General features: G+C 68.3%; 21 protein-coding genes, 1 tRNA gene and 1 other RNA gene. 12 read left to right on the top strand and 11 right to left on the bottom strand.

Annotated elements, in window-relative coordinates; genetic code table 11:
- The first annotated feature begins 25 nt into the window (after positions 1–25).
- The 5 genes from CDN99_RS01665 to CDN99_RS01645 all read left to right on the top strand — a co-directional run bounded on the left by CDN99_RS01665 (position 26) and on the right by CDN99_RS01645 (position 3,010).
- Positions 26–745, top strand: coding sequence for a GGDEF domain-containing protein (locus tag CDN99_RS01665; protein WP_310732459.1), 720 nt, complete (start codon positions 26–28; stop codon positions 743–745).
- Positions 742–1,554, top strand: coding sequence for a MinD/ParA family protein (locus CDN99_RS01660; protein WP_375134408.1), 813 nt, complete (start codon positions 742–744; stop codon positions 1,552–1,554). The genes CDN99_RS01665 and CDN99_RS01660 overlap by 4 nt, the downstream gene beginning before the upstream one ends.
- Before the next feature lie 105 nt (positions 1,555–1,659).
- The gene (locus CDN99_RS01655) at positions 1,660–2,082 is read left to right on the top strand and encodes a group II truncated hemoglobin (RefSeq protein WP_088382372.1); all 423 of its coding nucleotides are present in this window, start codon (positions 1,660–1,662) and stop codon (positions 2,080–2,082) included.
- A 157-nt stretch (positions 2,083–2,239) separates the two neighbouring features.
- Positions 2,240–2,470 (top strand): hypothetical protein, encoded by a 231-nt coding sequence (locus tag CDN99_RS01650; RefSeq protein ID WP_088382371.1) that lies wholly within the window; start codon positions 2,240–2,242, stop codon positions 2,468–2,470.
- A 114-nt stretch (positions 2,471–2,584) separates the two neighbouring features.
- Positions 2,585–3,010 (top strand): hypothetical protein, encoded by a 426-nt coding sequence (locus CDN99_RS01645; protein WP_141100590.1) that lies wholly within the window; start codon positions 2,585–2,587, stop codon positions 3,008–3,010.
- Positions 3,011–3,164: 154 nt separating this feature from the next.
- Here CDN99_RS01645 and CDN99_RS01640 read toward each other — a convergent pair whose 3' ends face one another.
- From CDN99_RS01640 to radC, 3 genes are all read right to left on the bottom strand, one after another.
- Entirely contained in the window at positions 3,165–3,854 is a 690-nt protein-coding gene (locus tag CDN99_RS01640; RefSeq protein ID WP_088382369.1) for a hypothetical protein, read from the bottom strand.
- A 293-nt stretch (positions 3,855–4,147) separates the two neighbouring features.
- Positions 4,148–4,789 carry a Smr/MutS family protein gene (locus CDN99_RS01635; RefSeq protein WP_088382368.1) on the bottom strand — a complete coding sequence of 214 codons (642 nt, stop codon included), beginning with the start codon at positions 4,787–4,789 and terminating at the stop codon, positions 4,148–4,150.
- The gene (gene radC, locus CDN99_RS01630) at positions 4,786–5,463 is read right to left on the bottom strand and encodes a RadC family protein (RefSeq protein WP_088382367.1); all 678 of its coding nucleotides are present in this window, start codon (positions 5,461–5,463) and stop codon (positions 4,786–4,788) included. Before radC ends, CDN99_RS01635 begins: the two co-directional genes overlap by 4 nt.
- 73 nt (positions 5,464–5,536) lie before the next feature.
- Between radC and CDN99_RS01625 the strand changes: the two genes are divergently transcribed.
- The 6 genes from CDN99_RS01625 (at position 5,537) to CDN99_RS01600 (ending at position 10,255) form a co-directional block, all read left to right on the top strand.
- Complete coding sequence (locus CDN99_RS01625; RefSeq protein WP_238139316.1) at positions 5,537–5,980, top strand: FKBP-type peptidyl-prolyl cis-trans isomerase; 444 nt, start codon at positions 5,537–5,539, stop codon at positions 5,978–5,980.
- The gene (gene ispH / locus CDN99_RS01620; protein WP_193531671.1) at positions 5,980–6,993 is read left to right on the top strand and encodes a 4-hydroxy-3-methylbut-2-enyl diphosphate reductase; all 1,014 of its coding nucleotides are present in this window, start codon (positions 5,980–5,982) and stop codon (positions 6,991–6,993) included. The genes CDN99_RS01625 and ispH overlap by 1 nt, the downstream gene beginning before the upstream one ends.
- Positions 6,994–7,098: 105 nt before the next feature.
- A complete protein-coding gene (gene serS / locus CDN99_RS01615) occupies positions 7,099–8,394 on the top strand; it encodes a serine--tRNA ligase (protein ID WP_088382366.1) in 1,296 nt (431 codons plus the stop codon).
- A 96-nt stretch (positions 8,395–8,490) separates the two neighbouring features.
- A tRNA-Ser gene (locus tag CDN99_RS01610) sits at positions 8,491–8,581 on the top strand.
- Positions 8,582–8,882: 301 nt separating this feature from the next.
- On the top strand, positions 8,883–9,476 hold the full coding sequence (locus CDN99_RS01605; protein ID WP_088382365.1) for a PEP-CTERM sorting domain-containing protein: 594 nt from the start codon (positions 8,883–8,885) through the stop codon (positions 9,474–9,476).
- A gap of 341 nt (positions 9,477–9,817) precedes the next feature.
- Positions 9,818–10,255, top strand: a complete 438-nt coding sequence (locus CDN99_RS01600; RefSeq protein ID WP_088382364.1) for a hypothetical protein — start codon at positions 9,818–9,820, stop codon at positions 10,253–10,255.
- 238 nt (positions 10,256–10,493) lie between these two features.
- Here CDN99_RS01600 and CDN99_RS01595 read toward each other — a convergent pair whose 3' ends face one another.
- The 7 genes from CDN99_RS01595 to ffs form a co-directional block, all read right to left on the bottom strand.
- Positions 10,494–11,438, bottom strand: a complete 945-nt coding sequence (locus CDN99_RS01595) for a DMT family transporter (RefSeq protein WP_088382363.1) — start codon at positions 11,436–11,438, stop codon at positions 10,494–10,496.
- Between the two features lie 171 nt (positions 11,439–11,609).
- On the bottom strand, positions 11,610–11,978 hold the full coding sequence (locus CDN99_RS01590; RefSeq protein ID WP_088382362.1) for a hypothetical protein: 369 nt from the start codon (positions 11,976–11,978) through the stop codon (positions 11,610–11,612).
- A 40-nt stretch (positions 11,979–12,018) separates the two neighbouring features.
- Entirely contained in the window at positions 12,019–14,412 is a 2,394-nt protein-coding gene (locus tag CDN99_RS01585; protein ID WP_088382361.1) for a TonB-dependent receptor plug domain-containing protein, read from the bottom strand.
- A 158-nt stretch (positions 14,413–14,570) separates the two neighbouring features.
- Complete coding sequence (locus CDN99_RS01580) at positions 14,571–15,191, bottom strand: LysE family translocator (protein ID WP_088382360.1); 621 nt, start codon at positions 15,189–15,191, stop codon at positions 14,571–14,573.
- Between the two features lie 242 nt (positions 15,192–15,433).
- Positions 15,434–16,267, bottom strand: a complete 834-nt coding sequence (locus CDN99_RS01575) for an AraC family transcriptional regulator (protein ID WP_088382359.1) — start codon at positions 16,265–16,267, stop codon at positions 15,434–15,436.
- Positions 16,268–16,341: 74 nt separating this feature from the next.
- Positions 16,342–16,875 carry a hypothetical protein gene (locus CDN99_RS01570; RefSeq protein WP_141100589.1) on the bottom strand — a complete coding sequence of 178 codons (534 nt, stop codon included), beginning with the start codon at positions 16,873–16,875 and terminating at the stop codon, positions 16,342–16,344.
- A 504-nt stretch (positions 16,876–17,379) separates the two neighbouring features.
- Positions 17,380–17,477, bottom strand: an RNA gene (gene ffs / locus CDN99_RS01565) — signal recognition particle sRNA small type.
- Between the two features lie 280 nt (positions 17,478–17,757).
- Here ffs and CDN99_RS01560 point away from each other — a divergent pair.
- Complete coding sequence (locus tag CDN99_RS01560; RefSeq protein ID WP_088382357.1) at positions 17,758–18,177, top strand: hypothetical protein; 420 nt, start codon at positions 17,758–17,760, stop codon at positions 18,175–18,177.
- 140 nt (positions 18,178–18,317) lie between these two features.
- Here the strand turns inward: CDN99_RS01560 and CDN99_RS01555 are convergent, their stop codons facing one another.
- Positions 18,318–18,698, bottom strand: a complete 381-nt coding sequence (locus tag CDN99_RS01555; RefSeq protein ID WP_088382356.1) for a SirB2 family protein — start codon at positions 18,696–18,698, stop codon at positions 18,318–18,320.
- Positions 18,699–19,107: the final 409 nt, after the last annotated feature.

Genomic DNA, 19,107 nt, shown 5'->3' with positions numbered 1-19,107 from the left:
TGCGCCGGAAATTGAGTTCGTCGCCTTGGAACATCCGCAAAGTCTCATTGCCGCGCATCGCTTGCGCCTGGACCTGGCCCTGCAGCTGCTGCAGCAGGCCGGGGCGATGCTGCCCGACGCGGAGCCGTACTCGGAGGCCTGGCTGCAGGGGATCCTGGACGCGCTGTGCGACCTCTCCAGCAAGGATGCGTTGACCGGGCTGGTCAACCGCCGCAGCTTCGAAATGGCGCTGGCCCGCGAGGTCGATCGCGTCGCGCGGTCCGGCGAGCCGGCGCTGCTGCTGGTGCTGGACATCGACCACTTCAAGGCGGTCAACGACACGCACGGTCATGCCGCCGGCGACCAGGTGATCCGCGCGGTCGCCCAGTCGATCGGGCAGACGGTGCGGCCGATGGACACGGTGGCGCGGATCGGTGGCGAGGAGTTCGCCATCATCCTGCCCAACTGCCCCACGTCGGTGGGCGTGACCGTCGCGGAACGCATCCGTCAGCGGGTGCAGGAACTGGCCGTCAGCGTTGGCAATGGCCAGCCGCCGCTGACTTGCACGATCAGCATCGGCGGGGCGTTCGCGCCCCAGTGGGTGCGGTCGTCCACCCTGATCTGGACGGAGCGGGCCGATCGTCAGCTTTATCGTGCCAAGGCCGAGGGCCGCAATCGCGCCTGCCTGGAGAGTCATGTCGACTCGCTGGTCAGCGCCGAGGAAAAAGGCTTGTTGTTCGCAGTAACGCAACAGGATAGTGAATGAGCATGACAACAGCTCCTGCTGCATCGAAAGCCCGCGCAGGCGCGCGCACCTTGGCCGTCACGAGCGGCAAGGGCGGCGTGGGCAAGACGTTCGTGACCGCCAATCTGGCGGCGGCCCTGGCCGCGCGCGGCGAGCGCGTGCTGGTGCTGGATGCCGACCTGGGCCTGGCCAACCTCGACGTGGTGCTGAACCTGCACCCCAAGCTGACGCTGCACGATGTCTTCACCGAGCGCTGCACGCTGGAGCAGGCGATCCTGCCGGCGCCGGGCGGCTTCCACGTGCTGCTGGCGGGGTCGGGCATGGTGGAGTACTCGCGCCTGACGCCGGACGTGCGGGACAAGCTGCTGCACATCCTCGAGGTGGTGCGCCCGCGATTCGACTACGTGCTGCTGGACACCGGCGCCGGGATCTCGGACGTGGTGCTGTTCGCGGTGTCGATGGCGCATGACGTGCTCGTCGTCGCGACGCCCGAGCCGACGTCGCTGACTGACGCCTACGCCACCATCAAGGTGCTGGCGACGCAGCAGGAGCGCCGCGAGGTGTACCTGATCCTCAACCAGGCCAACCGGCCCGGCGAGGGCAAACTGATCTGCGGCCAACTGCAGCAGGTGCTGCAGCGCTTCATCGAGCCGTCGCCCGGGCAGGCCTTCAAGCTGGAGTTGCTGGGCGAGGTGAAGAACGATCCGATGGTCCGGCAGGCCGTGCTCAAGCGGCAACTGCTGCTGGAACACTATCCCGGCTGCGACGCTGCTCAGTCGATCCGCGGCCTGGCGACCAAGCTGCTGGAGCAGGGCGCCGCGCGGCCCTGAGGCCACCCGCGGCCGGTCGGGTGCGCGTTTCCCATCCGTCGCCGCTCCCCTTTCGCATCCCCAGTCCTCCTCCTTCCCTCGGGCGCGTTCGCGCCGTCTTCCCGCATGTCCGAACCCCAAGACACCCCGACCGGAGGCGCCGGCTCCGCGGCCCCCGCCACGCCGTTCGACTGGGTCGGCGGCGAGGACGCGGTGCGGCGCCTCGTCGACCGCTTCTACGACCTGATGGACCTGGAGCCGCGCTTCGCGCAGCTGCGCGCCATCCATCCGACGACGCTGGACGGCTCGCGGGACAAGCTGTTCTGGTTCCTGTGCGGCTGGTTGGGCGGCCCGGACCACTTCGTCGAGCGCTTCGGCCATCCGCGCCTGCGCGCGCGACACATGCCCTACCGCATCGGCATCGCCGAGCGCGACCAGTGGATGAGCGCGATGACACAGGCGATGGTGGAATGCGAGCTCGACGTCGAGTTGCAGCGCCGGCTGGCGGCGTCGTTCGCCAATACGGCGGATTGGATGCGCAACGTGTGAGGGTGCAGCGCCGGCCCGGCACCGGCGTCCCGCTGTCGATGGCGCATCAAATCGTCGGCGTCGACCCGCGAAATGCCGCAAGGATCCGTGTCATCCCGTAGCCGATGGTCATCTTCGATGGTTACAGTCTTGATACATAAAAAATCGGGCTGGGAAGATGTTCGTTTGGAAGGTCGCGGCCATTGCGTTGGCTGCCGTCGCGGGATCCGGGGTGACGATCGGGATCGGGTTGCTGAGGACGAATCTGGAGGAGGCGCTGGGGCATTTCTTCGGCTCCGCCTTACTTTTCATCCTCTCGTATTTCGTCATGCAGGCGCCGGGCATCACGAGGAGCCGTGCGGCCCCCTCCGCGCCAACTCTGAAAGAGCCGGTTCAGGACCGCGTCTGAGCCGGGCGTTCACCGCGCTCCCACATCGCTCGACCCGCGCATCAGCCTCGGCGGTTGTAAACGCGCCGGGCTCCGTGCAAATCTAACGTCGCCGTCCGCGGCGACGCGAACGCGATGAACACGGGTTTGCCGGCATCGTCTACCGTTCCGGCCATCATGTTCACGCTCTACGAAGACGATGTGGTCGGCATCGACGCCAATCCCGACCTGATGCATGTCCGGATCGACGACGGCCGTCTGTGGCTGTCCGACGATGCCCGCGACGACATCGAGGTCTGCGCCGGGTATTGCCCGACCACCGATAGCCCCATCCAGATGCTGAACTTCCTGCGCGCGGCTTGCGTACGGCTCCAGCACGTGGATGCCGAGGGGGATCAGGCGGAGCATGCCTTCATGTCCTTCTGCGTCCTGAAGGGCCTGGAGCACGCGATCGAAACACATTGGCAGGGCGTCGAGGCCGTCGGCGAGTTCCGGCCCGAGCGCCTGCTGATGGCCTTCACCGCGCCGACTTCGCCGCACATGAGCCTGATGCTCCATTGATCCTCGGACTCCGGGCCCCCAGGCTCCAAGCCCGGGCACGATGAACCCTGGAACGACAAGGCGCCGGACACGCGTGATGCGTGTCGCGGCGCCTCGGTGTTTCTGGGCGCGCCCGGCGCTTGGACCAGGCGGGGTCAGGGCGGTCAGGGCGGGATCAATCGATCTTGAACGCGAAGTCCTGCTGGAAACGATGCTCGCCGGGGCAGACGTAGCGCGTTTTCAGCGCGGTCTCGATCGCGTTGGACAGGGAGCGCCGCGTGCGCGTGTCCAGTCCCGAACTGAGCGCCTGGATCTGCACGGCCACCACCCGGCCGCCTTGCACGTCGGCGACGGCGCGGAACACCGCTTCACCGCTCCAGTTCGTCGCCGGCAGATCCGGCGCACCCATCGACGTGCAGACCAGGCCGGGCTGGGTCACCGTTCCGCGGGTCAGCGGCGGCGCTCCCGTGGTCGGCTCTTCCCGCCGAGTCGTCGTGGTGACGGGGCCATCGCTCTTCGTCTCCATGGCTGCCTCGGCGTGGATCGTCGGTGGGGGCAGGGGCGCGTCGATCTGCACCTCCGGGACCGGCACCGTCAGGACCTTGGGCAGGGGCTGGGGCGGCGGCTCGAAGAGCTCGCGCACCACCGGCTCCGGCGGCTTGGGGTCGTCCTTGATGGCGCGGACTTCGATCGGCGGCGGCGCCTCCACGGCGCGGCGATGCATCCCGTTGATCAGCGCGGCGACCATCGCCACGTGGACCAGCGCGACCAGCGCCAGCCCTGTCGTGCGGGAGCTCGGGGCGTGCAGGCGTCCGCTGACGCCAGGGTGGATGCGGGCCAAGGTCGAAGACACGTGCATGGACATGCGGATTCCCTCCCCATCGCGACGATGGATGCGTGATTGCGGTTGGTGCGAACTGTTCTCAACGCCGGCGTGAGGTCAGACTAGCCAGGCCGACGCTGGCGTGCAACCGGCTGTTCCGCAAAACAACGCGAACGGGCAGGGAGGGAAAGCCCGCGTGGCCGATCCGACGCGGCAACGCGACCCTATGACGTTGGGTCTCGTGTACCGAGCAGCCCGAGCGGCTCGTGGGACCCAAGGGCGCGACGACCGCTGGCGTCGCACGGACGGCCAAAGCACCGAGCGATTCAGGCGGTTCACGTGGCGTTGAGCAGCACCATCAGCGCGCCGCTGCCGCCATCGCTGGCGCGGGCCTGGACGAAGGCCAGCACCTCCTGCTTCTGCACCAGCCAGCGCCGCACGCGTGCCTTCAGCACCGGCTCCTTGCCGGGCGAGCCGTTGCCCTTGCCATGGACCACGCGCACGCAGCGCAGGCCGCGGCGCGCGCTGTCGTGGATGAACTGGCCGAGCGCCTCGCGTGCCTGGTCGCGGCGCAGGCCGTGCAGGTCGATCTGCGCCTGCAGGGACCAATGGCCGCGACGCAGCTTGCGGACCGATTCCGCCGAGATCTCCGGCCGGCGGAACGACAGCGACTCGTCGGTCTCCAACAGCGAGTCGACGTCGAAATCGTCCGACAGCGCCTGCTGCCACGCCATCTGCTCGTCGAGCTCGCGCTGGCGTGGCTCGGGCTCCGGTCGGCCCCGGTTCAGGATCACCCGGTTGCTGGCGGGCAGGGGCACGACGGCGCCGACGCTGTGCTCGAAGATGCGGGCCTCGTGCTCGCGCAGGCGCGCGGCGGCGGCCTCGCGTTCGCGGCGCTCTTCCTCCGCGCGCTGGCGGAGCTTCAGTTCTCGGTGCAGCGTCTGCAGGTCCTGCAGGCTGCGCAGTCGGTCGGTCACAGATAGCCCAGGTCGGTCAACGAAACGGCATCGCCCGCGCCGACGATGAAATGGTCCAGCACCCTCACCTCGACCAGGGCCAGCGCTTGCATCATCATGCGCGTCAGCTCGATGTCCTCGGGGGACGGGTCGGTGTGGCCGGAAGGGTGGTTGTGGACCAGGACGACGGCGGCGGCGTTGAGGCTCATCGCGCGCTTCGCCACCTCGCGGGGATGGACAATGGTATGGGAAAGGGTGCCCTGGAACATCGTCTCCAGGGCGATGAGCCGATGACGCACGTCGAGAAACATCACGGCGAAGCATTCGGCGTCGAGCGAGTCGTACTGCAGGCGCAGATAGGCGCGCACGGTCTCGGCCTGCTCGAAGACCGGCGCCTGTCTGAGCGCTTCGTTCATCGCGCGACGGGCCATCTCGACCACGGCCAGCAGCGTCGTGCGTTTGGCGGGCCCGAGGCCCTTGACGCCTTCCAGCACGGCCGGCCCCTGTCGCAGCAGGCCGCGGAAACCGCCGGAGACATCGAGCAGATCCTGCGCCATGCGCATGACTGGACGCCCAGGCAGGCCCGTACGCAGCAGGAGGGCGAGCAACTCGGCGTCGGCAAGGGCCGGGGCGCCCAGGGCAAGGAGCTTTTCGCGCGGTCGAAGCGGGGCAATCGTCGGAGGGCAGAGGGACATGGAAATGCTCGGAGGAAGCGTCACGGCACTCCAGCCTAAAATCCGCCTTCGACTTACAACATCCCCCCGACTAGTGACCCTCGTTCAACCAGGCTCGTTCCTGACCTTGCATTACCGGCTCAGCGGGCCGGATGGTCAGGACCTGATCAACACCTTCGACGACAAGCCGGCGACGCTGACGCTGGGCGCCGGTGAACTGGCGCCGGCCATCGAGGCGCATCTGGTCGGCCTGTCCGAGGGCACCCGCACCCGCTTCGAGCTGGCGCCGGGCGAGGCCTTCGGCGAGCGCAACCCGGAGCTGCTGCAGCGCGTCAAGCGCAGCCTGATGCGGGAACTGGGCGATCCGGACGAGCAGTACCACGTCGGCGACGTCGTGCAGTTCCCGACGCCGGACGGCCAGGGGCAGTACGCGGGCGTCGTCCGCGAGTTGGGCGAGGACTGGCTGCTGTTCGATTTCAATCACCCGTTGGCAGGCCAGCCGGTCAGCTTCGAGGTGCAGCTCATCGGGGTGCTGTGATGACCGACACGACGCAACGGGAGACGCCGGTGGCCGTCTCGGAGATTGACATCGGCAAGGACATCGTCCTGGCCGAGCCGCGCGGCTTCTGCGCCGGCGTGGACCGCGCGATCGAGATCGTCGAGCGTGCGCTGAAGAAGTTCGGCGCCCCCATCTACGTCCGGCACGAGATCGTCCACAACACCTACGTCGTCAACGACCTGAAGGGCCGGGGCGCGATTTTCATCGAGGACCTGGCCGACGTGCCGCCCGGCGCGACGCTCGTGTTCTCCGCCCACGGCGTCAGCCAGACGGTGCGCAAGGAAGCGGCGGCGCGCGGCTTCCAGATCTTCGACGCGACCTGCCCGCTGGTGACCAAGGTGCATGTCGAGGTGGCCAAGCTGCATCGCGAGGGCTACGAGTTCATCATGATCGGCCACAAGGGACACCCCGAGGTCGAGGGCACGATGGGTCAGCTCAGCGACGGCATCTACCTGGTCGAGGAAGCATCGGACGTGCCGCACGTGCAGGTCAAGGACCCGTCGCGGCTGGCCGTGGTGACGCAGACCACGCTGAGCGTGGACGACGCGGCCGAGATCCTGGCCGCGGTGAAGCGCCACTTCCCGCAGATCCGCGAGCCCAAGAAGCAGGACATCTGCTACGCCACCCAGAACCGCCAGGACGCGGTGAAGGTGTTGGCGCCGCAGGTGGACGTGGTGATCGTGGTCGGCAGTCCGACCAGCTCCAACAGCAACCGCCTGCGCGAGCTGGCGGAGCGGCTGGGCACGCCGTCCTTCATGGTCGACGCCGTCGACGACCTGCGGCCGGAATGGCTGGAGGGGCGCTCCAAGGTCGGCCTCACCGCCGGGGCCTCGGCGCCCGACGTGCTGGTGCAGGCGGTGATCACGCGCCTGCGCGAGATGGGCGCCACCACGGTCCGCAAGCTGCCGGGCGTGGAGGAGCATGTGCGCTTCCCGCTGCCGATGGGCCTGGGCGACAAGTCGATGGCCGAGGTCACCAGCCAGCGATCTTGACCGACGCCGCGGCGCCGGTGCCGCGGCCTCGCAGTCTGCCCCCATCCGATTGACGGCGACGGCGCCCGAGCGGCCGCCGTCGGCCAAGAACACGAAAGACACACCATGCTGGACATCACCCTGCTGCGCAAGGATCTGGACGCCGTCATCGAGCGCCTGCAGTTCCGCAAGAACCCGCAACCCTACCTGGACGTCGAGCGCTTCAAGGCGCTGGAGGCCGACCGCAAGCAGACGCAGACCCGCACCGAGGAGCTGCAGGCCAAGCGCAATCAGCTGTCCAAGCAGGTCGGCATGCTGAAGGGCAAGGGCGAGGACGCCAGCGCCGTGATGGCCGAGGTGGGCGGCATCGCCGACGAGCTGAAGGCTGGCGCCGAGAAGCTCGACGCGATCCAGCAGGAGCTCGCGCAGATGCTGATGAGCGTGCCCAACCTCCCGCAGGCCAGCGTGCCGGCGGGCGTCGACGAGAACGGCAACGTCGAGGTGCGCCGCTGGGGTACGCCGCGCGCGCTGGACTTCACGCCGCGTGATCACGTCGACCTGGGCGCACCGCTGGGACTGGACTTCGAGACCGGCGCCAAGCTGTCGGGCTCGCGCTTCACCTTCCTGAAGGGCCCGGCCGCGCGGCTGCATCGCGCGCTCGCCCAGTTCATGCTGGACACGCAGACGCTGGAGCACGGCTACACCGAGTGCTACACGCCCTACATCGTCAACCGCGAGGTGCTGGAAGGCACCGGCCAATTGCCCAAGTTCAAGGAAGACATGTTCTGGGTGCTGCGTGGCGGCGACGAGGATGCGCAGGAGCAATACCTGATCTCGACCTCGGAGATCTCGCTGACCAACAGCGTGCGGGAGCAGGTGCTCGACGCGGCGGCCCTGCCGATCAAGCTGACCGCGCACAGCCCGTGCTTCCGCTCGGAAGCGGGCAGCGGCGGCCGGGACATCCGCGGCCTCATCCGCCAGCACCAGTTCGACAAGGTCGAGATGGTGCAGATCGTCCATCCGGAGAAGAGCGACGAGGCGCTGGAGGAAATGGTCGGCCACGCGGAAGCCGTGCTGCAGAAGCTGGGCCTGCCGTATCGCGTGATCACGCTGTGCGGCGGCGACATGGGCTTCGGCGCCGCCAAGACCTACGACCTGGAAGTGTGGCTGCCGGCGCAGGACACCTATCGCGAGATCAGCTCCTGCTCGAACTGCGAGGGCTTCCAGGCGCGTCGCATGCAGGCGCGGTTCAAGAACGCGCAAGGCAAGAACGAGCTGGTGCACACGCTGAACGGCTCGGGCCTGGCGGTCGGCCGCACGCTGGTGGCGGTGCTGGAGAACTACCAGCAGGCCGACGGCAGCGTGGTCGTGCCTGAAGCGCTGCGCCCGTACCTGGGCGGTCTGGAGATCCTGCGCGGCTGAAGGGGCGGGTCTGCGCGACAACTTCTTGCGTGGACCCAAAAAATCCCGCTATACTCTTAGGCTTACTCGCAAACAACCACGCGAGACACCGAATCAGGAGAGGTGGCAGAGTGGTTGAATGTACCTGACTCGAAATCAGGCGTACGGTATCCCCGTACCGGGGGTTCGAATCCCCCCCTCTCCGCCAAGACGCATTGCCCGCAACGCCTGAAAAAGCCAGCCTCAGTGCTGGCTTTTTTCTTTTCCGCGGCGCGTTTCATTTCCTCGACTGTTTTCCATGCAGCGCCTCCGATGCGGGAGAACCTGTCCCCTGAAAAGTCGTGAAATACATCACGATAGGGATTGACATTTCACCGTCGAGGTTTTTTACAGAGTATCTCCAGTTTTTGCCTGGAGCTGAAAAATCCTTTTCATATCAATGACTTGCGGAGTTGGCCCGGCGATTGCTTAGAGCATTCCGTCAATCAAACCACTTCGACGAGTCCAACATGAAAAAGAATCTGCTGCTGGGTGCTGCGCTGTCCCTGTTCTCGCTGGTGGCCGCGGCCGCGCCGGTGAATATCGACTTCAACAACTTCGGCAACGGTGTCGCGGTGGCCAGCACGCAAGGCGTGACCTTCGCCTTGGCTGGTGGTCCGGTGATTTCGGGTGCGCCGACGACGACGATGGCGTCCTATGTCGGCCTTGCCAGTCACAACCTGCTGACGAACTCGGCGACCGCGGGTTCCTATCCCACCGCGAGCATCCTGCGCGCCACCTTCGACGGCCTGGCGAGCGACCTGAGCTTCCAGTTCTTCAACGCTGGCGGCATCTCCAGCTTCTACACGACCTACGACATCGCCGGACACGTGCTGGAGACCGGCTCGCTGGTGGCGTCCGCCAACAGCCTGTTGACCTTCACGACGCACGTCGACGGCGTCCATAGCATCGAATTCAACAACAGCACCGCGGGCCGTAGCAGCTGGTGGTTTGGCCTGGGCTCGTTGACGGCGAACGTCAACAACGTGCCGGAACCCACCTCGATCGCGCTGGTCGGTCTCGCGCTGTTCGGTCTGGGTGCTGCACGCCGCCGCAAGGCTTGATGTCGCGTCGCGGGATCGCCGACGACCGGTCGGTCGCGGTGGTCCGGACATGACACGCGTCGTTGGACGTGAGAAGGGAGCTCCGATCGGAGCTCCCTTTTTTTGATCGCCGATGCGCGCGGAGGCACGAGGCGCGGGGCCGGACGAGGCGGCGCGGGAGCCGGTCCGCCGTGCCTCAAGCGGCGCCCGCACCGCATCCATCGAGTCTCGGCGCGGTCACGGGCAGGGCCCTGGGAGGTCGCGGGCACCGGGCTTGCCGGCTGAGGGCGCAGGGCGGCGCGATGCGACGCGGCCGCTCCGGCTACTTCTTCTCCGTCCTCATCCCCTTCAAGGAGACTCTCATGAACCCCCGTTCCAAGATCACGACGGTCGCCATGGCGATCGCATTGGCGTCCGGTGTCGGTTTCCTCCACGCGCAAAGCGGTGGCCAGGGCGGGAGCTCGGGCTCGGTCGGCGCGCGCGATCGCACCAACGATCCGCTGTCCAACAACAACGGCCAGAACGATCCGCTGCCGTCCGCTCAGGCACCCGCGTCAACGCCGGCGGTCGATCCGATGACCGGCCAGCCGATGGACCCCAACCGCCAGAACAGCCAGCCCTCGACGGGCAGCGAGAACAACGGCAACAACATGACGACGGACACGCGCCAGGACGCGAATGTGCGCACGCCCACCGATCCGATGCCCCGGGACAATGCGTCGCCGATGAGCACCGACAACACATCGGCGGGCACCCCCGCGACCGACAGCACGTTGCCGGCCCGCGCCGACCGCAACTGACCCTCCCGCGCCGTCCCCGCGAGGACGACAGGCGGCCCTCAAGGGCCGCCTTTTTCATGCGCGAGCCACAGCGGGCCGCTGCCGTGCGCGCGGCGCGTCTCGCCTGCCTGGCCGCCGACTCGCCGGTGTTCATCCGCCCATGTCATCGGCCTACGCGCCGATCGTGCTGCGGGTAAGACTGTTCCTGCTGATCCTGCGCGGCATCCGCAAGAACGACCGGAATCAGGCAAGCGCAGCATCACTTGCCACTGACGCGGCGTGCCAGCCAGACGCCCACCGCCGCCAGCGCCATGCCGACCATCGACAGGCCCGTCAGCGTCTCCCCGAACAGCGCCCAGGCGATCAACGCCGTGGTGGGGGGCGTCAGGTAAAACAGGCTGGCGACGTTCACCGCGCTGCCGCGCCGGATCAGCAGGTTGAGCAGGCTCACGGCGCCGATCGACAGCACCAGCACCAGCCACGCCAGCGCGAAGACGAAGTGGCCGGTCCAGCGCACCTGCAGGGTCTCCGTCATCGCCGCCACCGCGACGGTGGCGATCAGCGTGGGCACGAACTGGATGATCGAGCCGGTCCGCAAGTCGAAGGACGGGCAGAACTTCTTCTGGTACAGCGTGCCGGCGGTGATGCCCAGCAGCGCGATCACGGCGGGGACGAGCATCGTCAGCACCGCCGCGCCGGCGACCGTCGCGACCTTCTGCGCGACCACCAGGCCGACGCCCACGAAGCCCAGCGCCAGGCCGACCCACTGCATCCGCCCGATGCGCTCGCCCAGGAAGGCGCGCGCGCCCAGCGCGGTCACCAGCGGCTGCAGCCCGACGACGAGGGCCGTGATGCCGGCCGGCAGGCCGTGGCTGATCGCCGTGAAGACGCCGCCGAGGTAGACCCCGTGCACCAGCAGGCCCGTGACGGCGATGTGGCCGCAGGCGGCCCGCGATGCCGGCCATGGCGCGCGGAGCAGCAGCACCACCGGCAGCATCAGCACGATCACGGCGGCGTAGCGCCATGACAGGAAGGTCAGCGGCTCCGCGTCGGGCAGGCCGAACTTGGCGCCGATGAAGCCGGTGCTCCAGACGGCGACGAACAGCAGCGGCAGCACGTCGCCGAAGGTTGATCGGACCGGCGACGTGGCGGACGACGTGGCGGGCGACGGCGCAGACGAAGAGGGGGGCGAGGGCGGGCTCATGAGGGCTGGATGCTAACCAGCCCGGCGCCGGCGCGGCCGCGGGCCGCGTAAGGACGTGGCGCGCCGGGCGGCCACGGCCTCGGCAGGGGGCGCGAGCACGCAGCGCGCCGGGAGCGCCCGCGGGCGTGACGCACGGGTCGGCGGCGCTGGGCCGCACGGGCCCGCGCCGCGTCAGTCGCGCAGCTCGACCTGGTCCAGATAGCAGATCGTGCCGTTGCCGCCCGCTTGCAGGTAGGTGATCTTGTTGATCTTGCGGCCGGCGAGCTTGGCGGCCAGCAGCGTGATGTAGAGCCCCTTCTGCTCGGCCTTGATGTAGGCGACGCCCCAGATGCACTGCTGGCTGAAGGGCTCGTGGAAGTTGACGTAGTACTCGGTGCCTTGCGCGGCCAGCAGGGCGATGTTCTTGTTGTATTCGCTGAAGGTCGGCGTCGTCTGGGCCGACAGCGACGGCGTCACCGCCAACGCGGCCACGACCAGCGCCAGGCTGGAGCCCATGGCGCGGCGCGCGGGGCCGGTGGCGGGTTGCTTCATCTTTTCCATGTGAGTTCCTCCCTGGTTGAAAGGTCGGAATTCTCCGCTGTCACCACCGATAACCGGCCTTCACGTAGTACTGCCTGCCGTTGAAGCCGAAGGGCGAGAACTGGCTGTAGGTCAGGATGCCGCCGACGGCGTTGGCGGCGATGACCCGGTCGGGGTAGCGGTTGGTCAGGTTGTCGACGCCCACGACCGCGTTCCAACGGCCCGAATCCCAGCCCGCCGAGACGTCCGCGAGCCAGGCGGCACCGAAGGTCTGGTCGTTGGCGGCGCTGCTCTGCCGCACGACGAAGCTGCCGTAGCGGCTGACCGCGACGCGGCCGCTCCACGGGCCCCAGCGGTGCTCGGCGCTGGCGACGAGCTTGTCCTTCGGGGATCCGACGGTGGCCCGCGCGATCGACACACGGTCGATCAGCTCCAGGTTGTTGGCCGTCAACAGCGCCGGGTTGTCCGCGACGCGACGGATGGAGTTCTTGATGTGGCTGTAGGCCAGCGAATAGTCGCCGCGGCCCCACGCGCCCCAGTCCTGGTTCAGTGTGCTGACCAGGTCGATGCCGCGCGTGCGCGTGTCCAGCGCGTTGGTGAAGTAGCGGCCGGCGCTGACCAGCACGCCTTGCGCGGCCAGTTGGGCGCGCAAGGCCGCGGGCAGGCTGAGGTTGGCGGAGAGCAGCACGCGGTCGTCGATGTCGATCTGGTAGACGTCGACCGTGGTCTGCCAGTGGGACGTCGGCTGCAGCAGCAGGCCCAGGCTCGCGTGGCGGGATTTCTCCGCCTTCAGCGGCCGGGCGCCGAGCGCCGCCGCGGCGGCCGACTCCACCGGGAAGGTGCCGGCATCGACCAGCGCGCCGTTGATCAGGTTGGTCGATGTCGTCGCGAAGTACTGCTGCGCCAGCGACGGCGCGCGGAAGCCGGTGGCGAGCGTGCCGCGCAGCGCCACGGCGGGCACCACGGCGTAGCGCGCGGACAGCTTCGCGGACGTCGCGCCGCCGAAGTCGCTGTAGTGCTCGCCGCGCAGCGCGGCCGAGGCGCTGAAGTCTTTCGAGAACTGCGCCTCGACGCCGGCATACACGGCGCTGTTGTGGCGGCCGTGGCTGCCGGCGTTGGAGGGCTGGAAGCCGGGGAAGCCCGAGGCGCCGCCGCTCTGGTACGAGGCGGGCTCGCCAGCGTCGATGCCGTAGCGCTCACGGCGGAATTCGGCGCCGAGCGACAGCGTCAGCGGCGCGAAGAGGCCGGCGTCGACCTCGCGCGACAGGTCGGCGTTCAGCACCGTCTGCTGGTTGGTGAGGCGCCCCGCATCGAAGCGCGTCGGGCTGGCCGCGCCCAGCGAGTAGTTGGCGGTGTTGGCCACGTCGATGTCGAAGCGGTTGCGGCCATGGTCGAGGCTGAAGTCCCAGTTCCAGTCGGCCCAGCGCCCCCGCACGCCGAGCACGGCGCCGAGGTCGGTGGTGGTGCTTTCCTCCAGCGGCAGGAAACCTTGCGGGTACAGGGTGGCGACGTTGTTGGCCGTGGCCGTCGCCTGCGTGCGCCAGAACGCCGCCGAGGTGGTGTTCCGATGGCTGAAGGTGGCAAAGGCGTAGAGCCGGGCGCTGTCGGTCAGGCCGAGCTCGGCGTTGACGACGGCCGACTGCTGGGTGCTGTCGGGATCGCCGAGGCGGTTGTTGACGAGACCGCGGCGCGGCTCGGTGGCCGCGTCGCGGGTATCGACCCCGGCCCGGTTGGTGCGCTGCTGATGGCGGGTCTCGAAGGCCAGCCGCGCCCAGCCGTCACCACCCAGTGCCAGGCCCAGGCTGGCCGACGCCGCGCCGCGGCCACCGTCGCCAGCATCGGTCTGGCCGGCCTCCAGGTTGACGTTGCCCCCGGCCGCGCCCTTGCGCAGCACGATGTTGATGACACCGGCGATCGCGTCCGAGCCGTACTGCGCGGCGGCGCCGTCGCGCAGCACTTCGATGTGGTCGATCGCCGCCAGCGGGATCGCGTTCAGGTCCACTGGCGCGGAGCCGCGACCCTGCGTGCCGTTGACATTGACGACGGCCGAGGTGTGGCGCCGCTTGCCGTCCACCAGCACCAGTGTCTGGTCGGGCGAGAGGCCGCGCAACTGCGCCGGGCGCACCGCGTCGGAGGCGTCCGTCAGCGACGGCCGCGGGAAGTTGAGCGAGGGTAGCAACTGCCCGAGCGCGCTGGCGAGGTCGCCCGCGCCGGTGCGTTGCAGGTCCTTGCCGCTGAGCACATCGACCGGCGATTCGGACTCCGCGAGCGTGCGGTCGCCGCGGCGGGTGCCGGTGACGACGACCTGGGAGAGTTCGCTCGACGCTTGCTGCGTCGCGGACTGCGCGAGGCTCTGGCCGGACGCCGTGGACAGCGTGGCCCAGGCCGCGATCGCGAGCGGGCTGAGACGGAGGAGGGCGGTGGGCGCGAGGCGGGGCGTGCTGGAGGGGTTCAAGGCGGACTCGAAGGCTGAGAGGGTGGAAGTCAGCCTGCGAGAGTGCCCAGCGGCGGCGGTGGATTCAAGGAAGGCTTTGGTAGAAGCACATGAGGAGGCCGCCCTTGCCGCCGCGCCGAATCGGGGTCAGCGCGGTGTCGATGCGTGTCGGCGCGCCGTCAGCGCTGTACCAGCGCCAGCTTGACGCCGAGCCCGACGAAGGCCGCCGCGAAGCCGCGTCGCATCCACTGCAGCACCGCGGGGCGGCGCAGCACGCGGTCGCGCACCGAGGCCGCGAAGACGCCGTAGACCGCGAACACGAGGAAGGTCATCGCCATGAAGACGCCGGAGAGTTCGAGCATCCGGCGTGTCGGCGCGGCGTCGTCGGTGCCGATGAACTGCGGCAGGAAGGCGAAGAAGAAGATGGACAGTTTCGGATTGAGCACGTTCACCAGGACCGCATGCCGGATGACCTCCCCATTGGAGCGCGTCGGGCCTTCGGGTTCGATCGCCAGAGGCCCGTGTTCCTTCAGGGCCATCCATGCCATGTAAAGCAGGTAGGCGACGCCGGCGTACTTGATGACGTCGAAGGCCATCGCGCTGGCGTGCAGCAACGCGGCTAGCCCGGTGATCGCCGCGAGCATGTGCGGGACGATGCCCAGCGTGCAGCCCAACGCCGCGACCAGCGAGGCCCGCGCGCCACGCGACAGGCCAGCCGCCAGCGTGACCAGCGCGCCGGTGCCCGGCGACGCGACAACGATGAAGGAGGTGAGCAGGAACTCGGTGCTGGCGAACGACAAGATCGGACCTCGGCGATGACGATGGAGAAGGCTGCCATCCTCCGTCCGCGCTGAAGGGGTGTCTTGGACGAAATTGCAGCGTCAACGTTCAACGTCGGGCCCAAGCCGGATACCGGAACCGAGGCGCGAGGCTGAGACTCAATGGACGCGGCTGCCTGTGCCTGTGCGTGTGCGTGTGCGTGTGCGTGTGCGTGTGCCTGTGAGGCTGAGGCTGAGGCTGAGGCGCCGCGGTGGCCAGGTCGTCAGCGCGCCGCCTTGGCGTAAAGCGCTGGCGACAGGCCGAAGCTGCGGACGAAGTGCCGAGTGAGATGGCTCTGGTCGCAGAACCCACTCGACACCGCTACTTCGGCGAGTGGCAGACCCTGGCCGATCAGCCGTCGAGCCCGGTGCAGTCGGCGCTGCACGAGGTAGGCATGGGGCGTCAGGCCGGTGGCCCGCGTGAAGCCGCGCAGGAATTGGTAGCGGCTCAGCCGCGCTTCTTGGGCGAGGTCGTGCAGGCGCAACGCCGCTGCGGGATCGTCGTCGATCATCGTTCTCGCCGAGGCGATGCCAGCCGGGATCGCTCGAGGCTCCTCCGCTTCAGACCGCAACAGGCCGGCGAGCAAGCTCAGCAGCGCCTGCTCGGCCAGCAGCGAGTCGCGGCAGGGAGCGCTTGCCGTCAGCGCGGCGAAGAGCGCCCTGTACGCGCGAGCTCGCCGCGGATCGTGAAGCGTGGGCTGCGTGAATTCGGCGGTGCCGACGCCTGGTCCAGCGAGCGATCGGGTGCTCGCGTCCCCGGTCATGTCGGCGACGAGATCGACCACGACGTCTGGGTCCAGATAAAGCATGCGCCACGACCGTCCGCCGTCGCCGATGGGCGTGCCGTCGTGGACCTCGCCGGGGTTGACGGTGATGAGATCGCCGGCCATCGCCTCCACCAGCCCCCGACCGCTGGCCGACTTCTGCGCGCCGCGGTCGATCAGGCCGATGCCGAACTGATCGTGGACGTGGCGGCCGAAGGCGCGGCTGGTGTCCGCCCGCACGGCCTCGATGCCGGGCAGGCGGCAGGGCAGCAGGGTGAAGGGCGGGGTTTTCATGGCGCTCAGGGCTGACGACGTGTCGGGCGCAGTGTGCCCTGAACCTGCCGGCCCTGGCGCCATGGCGGCGCGGATCACCCGACCCGCGTCAGGATCTTCAGGGCGGCGCGGCCGTCCCGCAGCGCCTGCTCGACGACGCCCAGCATGCCCAGCGCCTCGCGCAGGTCATCGCGGATGCCGGAGACGGCGATGACGGCTTCGTCGTCGTCGTCGAGCCGGGAGTCGTCGTCGACATGGGCGCGTTCCAGGCGGGCGACCATCTCCGCGATCGCCACCGCGTGCTCGATCCGCTTGCGCAGCGTGGCCAGCGCCATGGCGACCGAGACGTCGCGTCGCGGCGCGAAGAACTCGGCGTTGCCCGGCGCGAAGCGGCTGAAGGTCGGATACATGCGAGCGCGGTACAGGAACTCCTCGAACTGGTCCGCGGACATGCGGCGCAGCGGTCGGTGGTTCAGCAAGTCGTGCTCCACCTCGGTCATCTCGGGCCCGGGCGGTTCCGGTGGCGAGCCGGCGAAGCCGGGCGATGGGGACGGGTTCGGACGGATGGGAGAGGCTCCCACCGACGTCGTTTCCAGGGATTCAAAAAACTCGGCGGTCATGACGGTCATGAACAACTCCAATTCAATGCAAGCTCATTGCAACCAAGACACGAATACCTTCCGCTGGTTTCGTGAAGAAGGTGGTGGGTGCCGGTCGGTGTTTTCAGGCACCTGCCGCATTGATTCATGGTTCACATGACCATCGGTACGAATCGGTCAATGAAATCTGGAAGGCCGAGATTTCGGCGTCGAGGCCACACAGGAAATGGTGGGTATACCCACTGGAATCAGTCGTTGGATGGCCAAGGCAAGGGGTGCGGCACAGCCTGGACCGGGCGCTCCGACAGAGGGCTCATCGCCGCGGAGAGGTTGGGCCTAGCCTGTCGACCATTCAGGCTGCCATGCAATCGGATGATCGATGGGCGCGGTTCCGGGCGCTGTTTGTCGACTTGCGCGATTCGCCAGTGTCGATTCAATAAAACACGAGATCTGGGAACTCGAACGCGTTCAACACAAGCTCATGGCGCCAGAAACGAAAAAACCGCCACGGAGGCGGTTTCATTCTGAATGAGGGTTGACGAGCCTTACCCTCGGCACTGGTCACAACAGTTAGGGCTGCTTGGTTCCCCACCTGACCCAGTTGGCCGTGCTTCCATGCGAGGAGGCCCGTCAGCGGTGGATTCTAGCCGAGCTTTCGAGGGGCCCCGGACCACGGATGGGAGACGCCCGACGCGGCGAGGACGTTCGTGCGATCCGCGCCGCCGGACCGTGGACCCGGTCGAGGGCCCTGTGCTCTAATCCGCCCCGGACCTCACGGCGCTGCCGAGAGGTCCACCGCCGATTTACCAACTACTTGCGGGCGGTCAACAAGTACGGCTAAAGCGTTGCGGCTCCGATGATGCCCCGGGCCGGCAAACGCCGGTGATGTCCGTGGGCTCTCGGAGTTTTTTCATGTCTGCTCGTCTGGCTCAGTTCGATTCGCTGCTGACCCGCCGCCGCCTCGTGCGCGCGGCCTGCCCGACCCAACCCGTCCGTGTCCTGCGCGACCCCTGGGGTGAGCCGGTCGCCGAGTTCTCCCGCTTCCCTTCCGACCGCGACCTGCTCAAGGCCGCCCATCGTCTCCAGTCGGACGACTGGATCGGCGCGCTGGCCGACGATGCCCGCTCCCATCGCCTGAGCACGGCCTGGCGCCTGGCGCTGCTGCGCGCCGATCGCCACGGTCAGGCCCGTCTTTCCCGAGACATCGGCCCGCAGTGGCTCAGCGCGGCGGTGGAAGGCCGCGCTGGCGATCGCCCAGCGGATCTGCGACGCACCCTTTACGCCGACGCCGTGCGCCAGCTGTGGCAAGCAGGGTGGAAGCTCGTCGGCTGACCGTGCGCCATCGCGCGCTCGTGCTCGCGGTGGCCGTTTCGCTCGGCTATCGCGCCCCCGACGAGATGCCGAGTCGTATCGTCACGCATTCGCGGGGCCCGCGGCGCGCGAGCTGACGGTGCGATCCGCGCGGCCTGCGGTCAGGCCAGCCCCAGCAGCACCTGCCGCGTCACCGACACCGCCGCCACGTAGCCCAGCGCGAGCAGCGCCAGCAGGTAGCCGATCACGCGAAACTCCCCCCGGCCGACCGCCCAGTGACCGGTCGCGAAGTAGAAGCCCAGCGCGATGAACTTGGCCGTCATCCAGGGCTCGTAGCGCGGGTCGTGGTGCAGGGCGCCCCACAGGCTGATGCCGGACACGACGATCAGCACATGGCTGCTGAAGACGATCGTCCGCAGCCGTTCGTCCATGATCCACGCCGCGCCGAATTGATGCGCCAGCCCGCGCACCACGAACAAGCCCACGCTGCACCACGCCAGCAGCGTGTGCATCTTCACCATCGGGCTGTAGAACCAATCCATGAGCGGGAAGCTTCGTCACCCCGCCGTGGGATGTCAATCAGGGGAACGCGGGGGCGCTTCTCATCCGAAGGAGGGCCCTCTTCGCATCCCCCATCGCCCACAGTTTTGAGTCATGACGGGCAGCGCGCGGATTTCGAGAATGGGAGCCTTCCATCGACAAGGTGTCGGTGATGGAAAGGCAGCCCTCATGTTGAAGCAAAGCGTTCGAAGTGGCGGACCATCTGCGCTCTCGCCCCGGGGAGGCGAGTGGACGTGGCGCGGTGTCCCGTGCCTACTCCGCCGTTTTCCTGCTGGCCCGCGATCTGGCTGAAATCGTGGACGGGCGGGCAGCGCTCAGATATCGAGGCGACAAGTGCCGGCGCAGTGCGGCTTTGCAGTCTGGGTCCGCAGCAGATAAGGGAACGAGGGG

Origin of the sequence: Roseateles aquatilis, assembly GCF_002205645.1 — a bacterium.
Lineage (GTDB): Bacteria > Pseudomonadota > Gammaproteobacteria > Burkholderiales > Burkholderiaceae_C > Roseateles > Roseateles aquatilis.
This window is presented reverse-complemented; position numbering and strand designations above follow the sequence as displayed.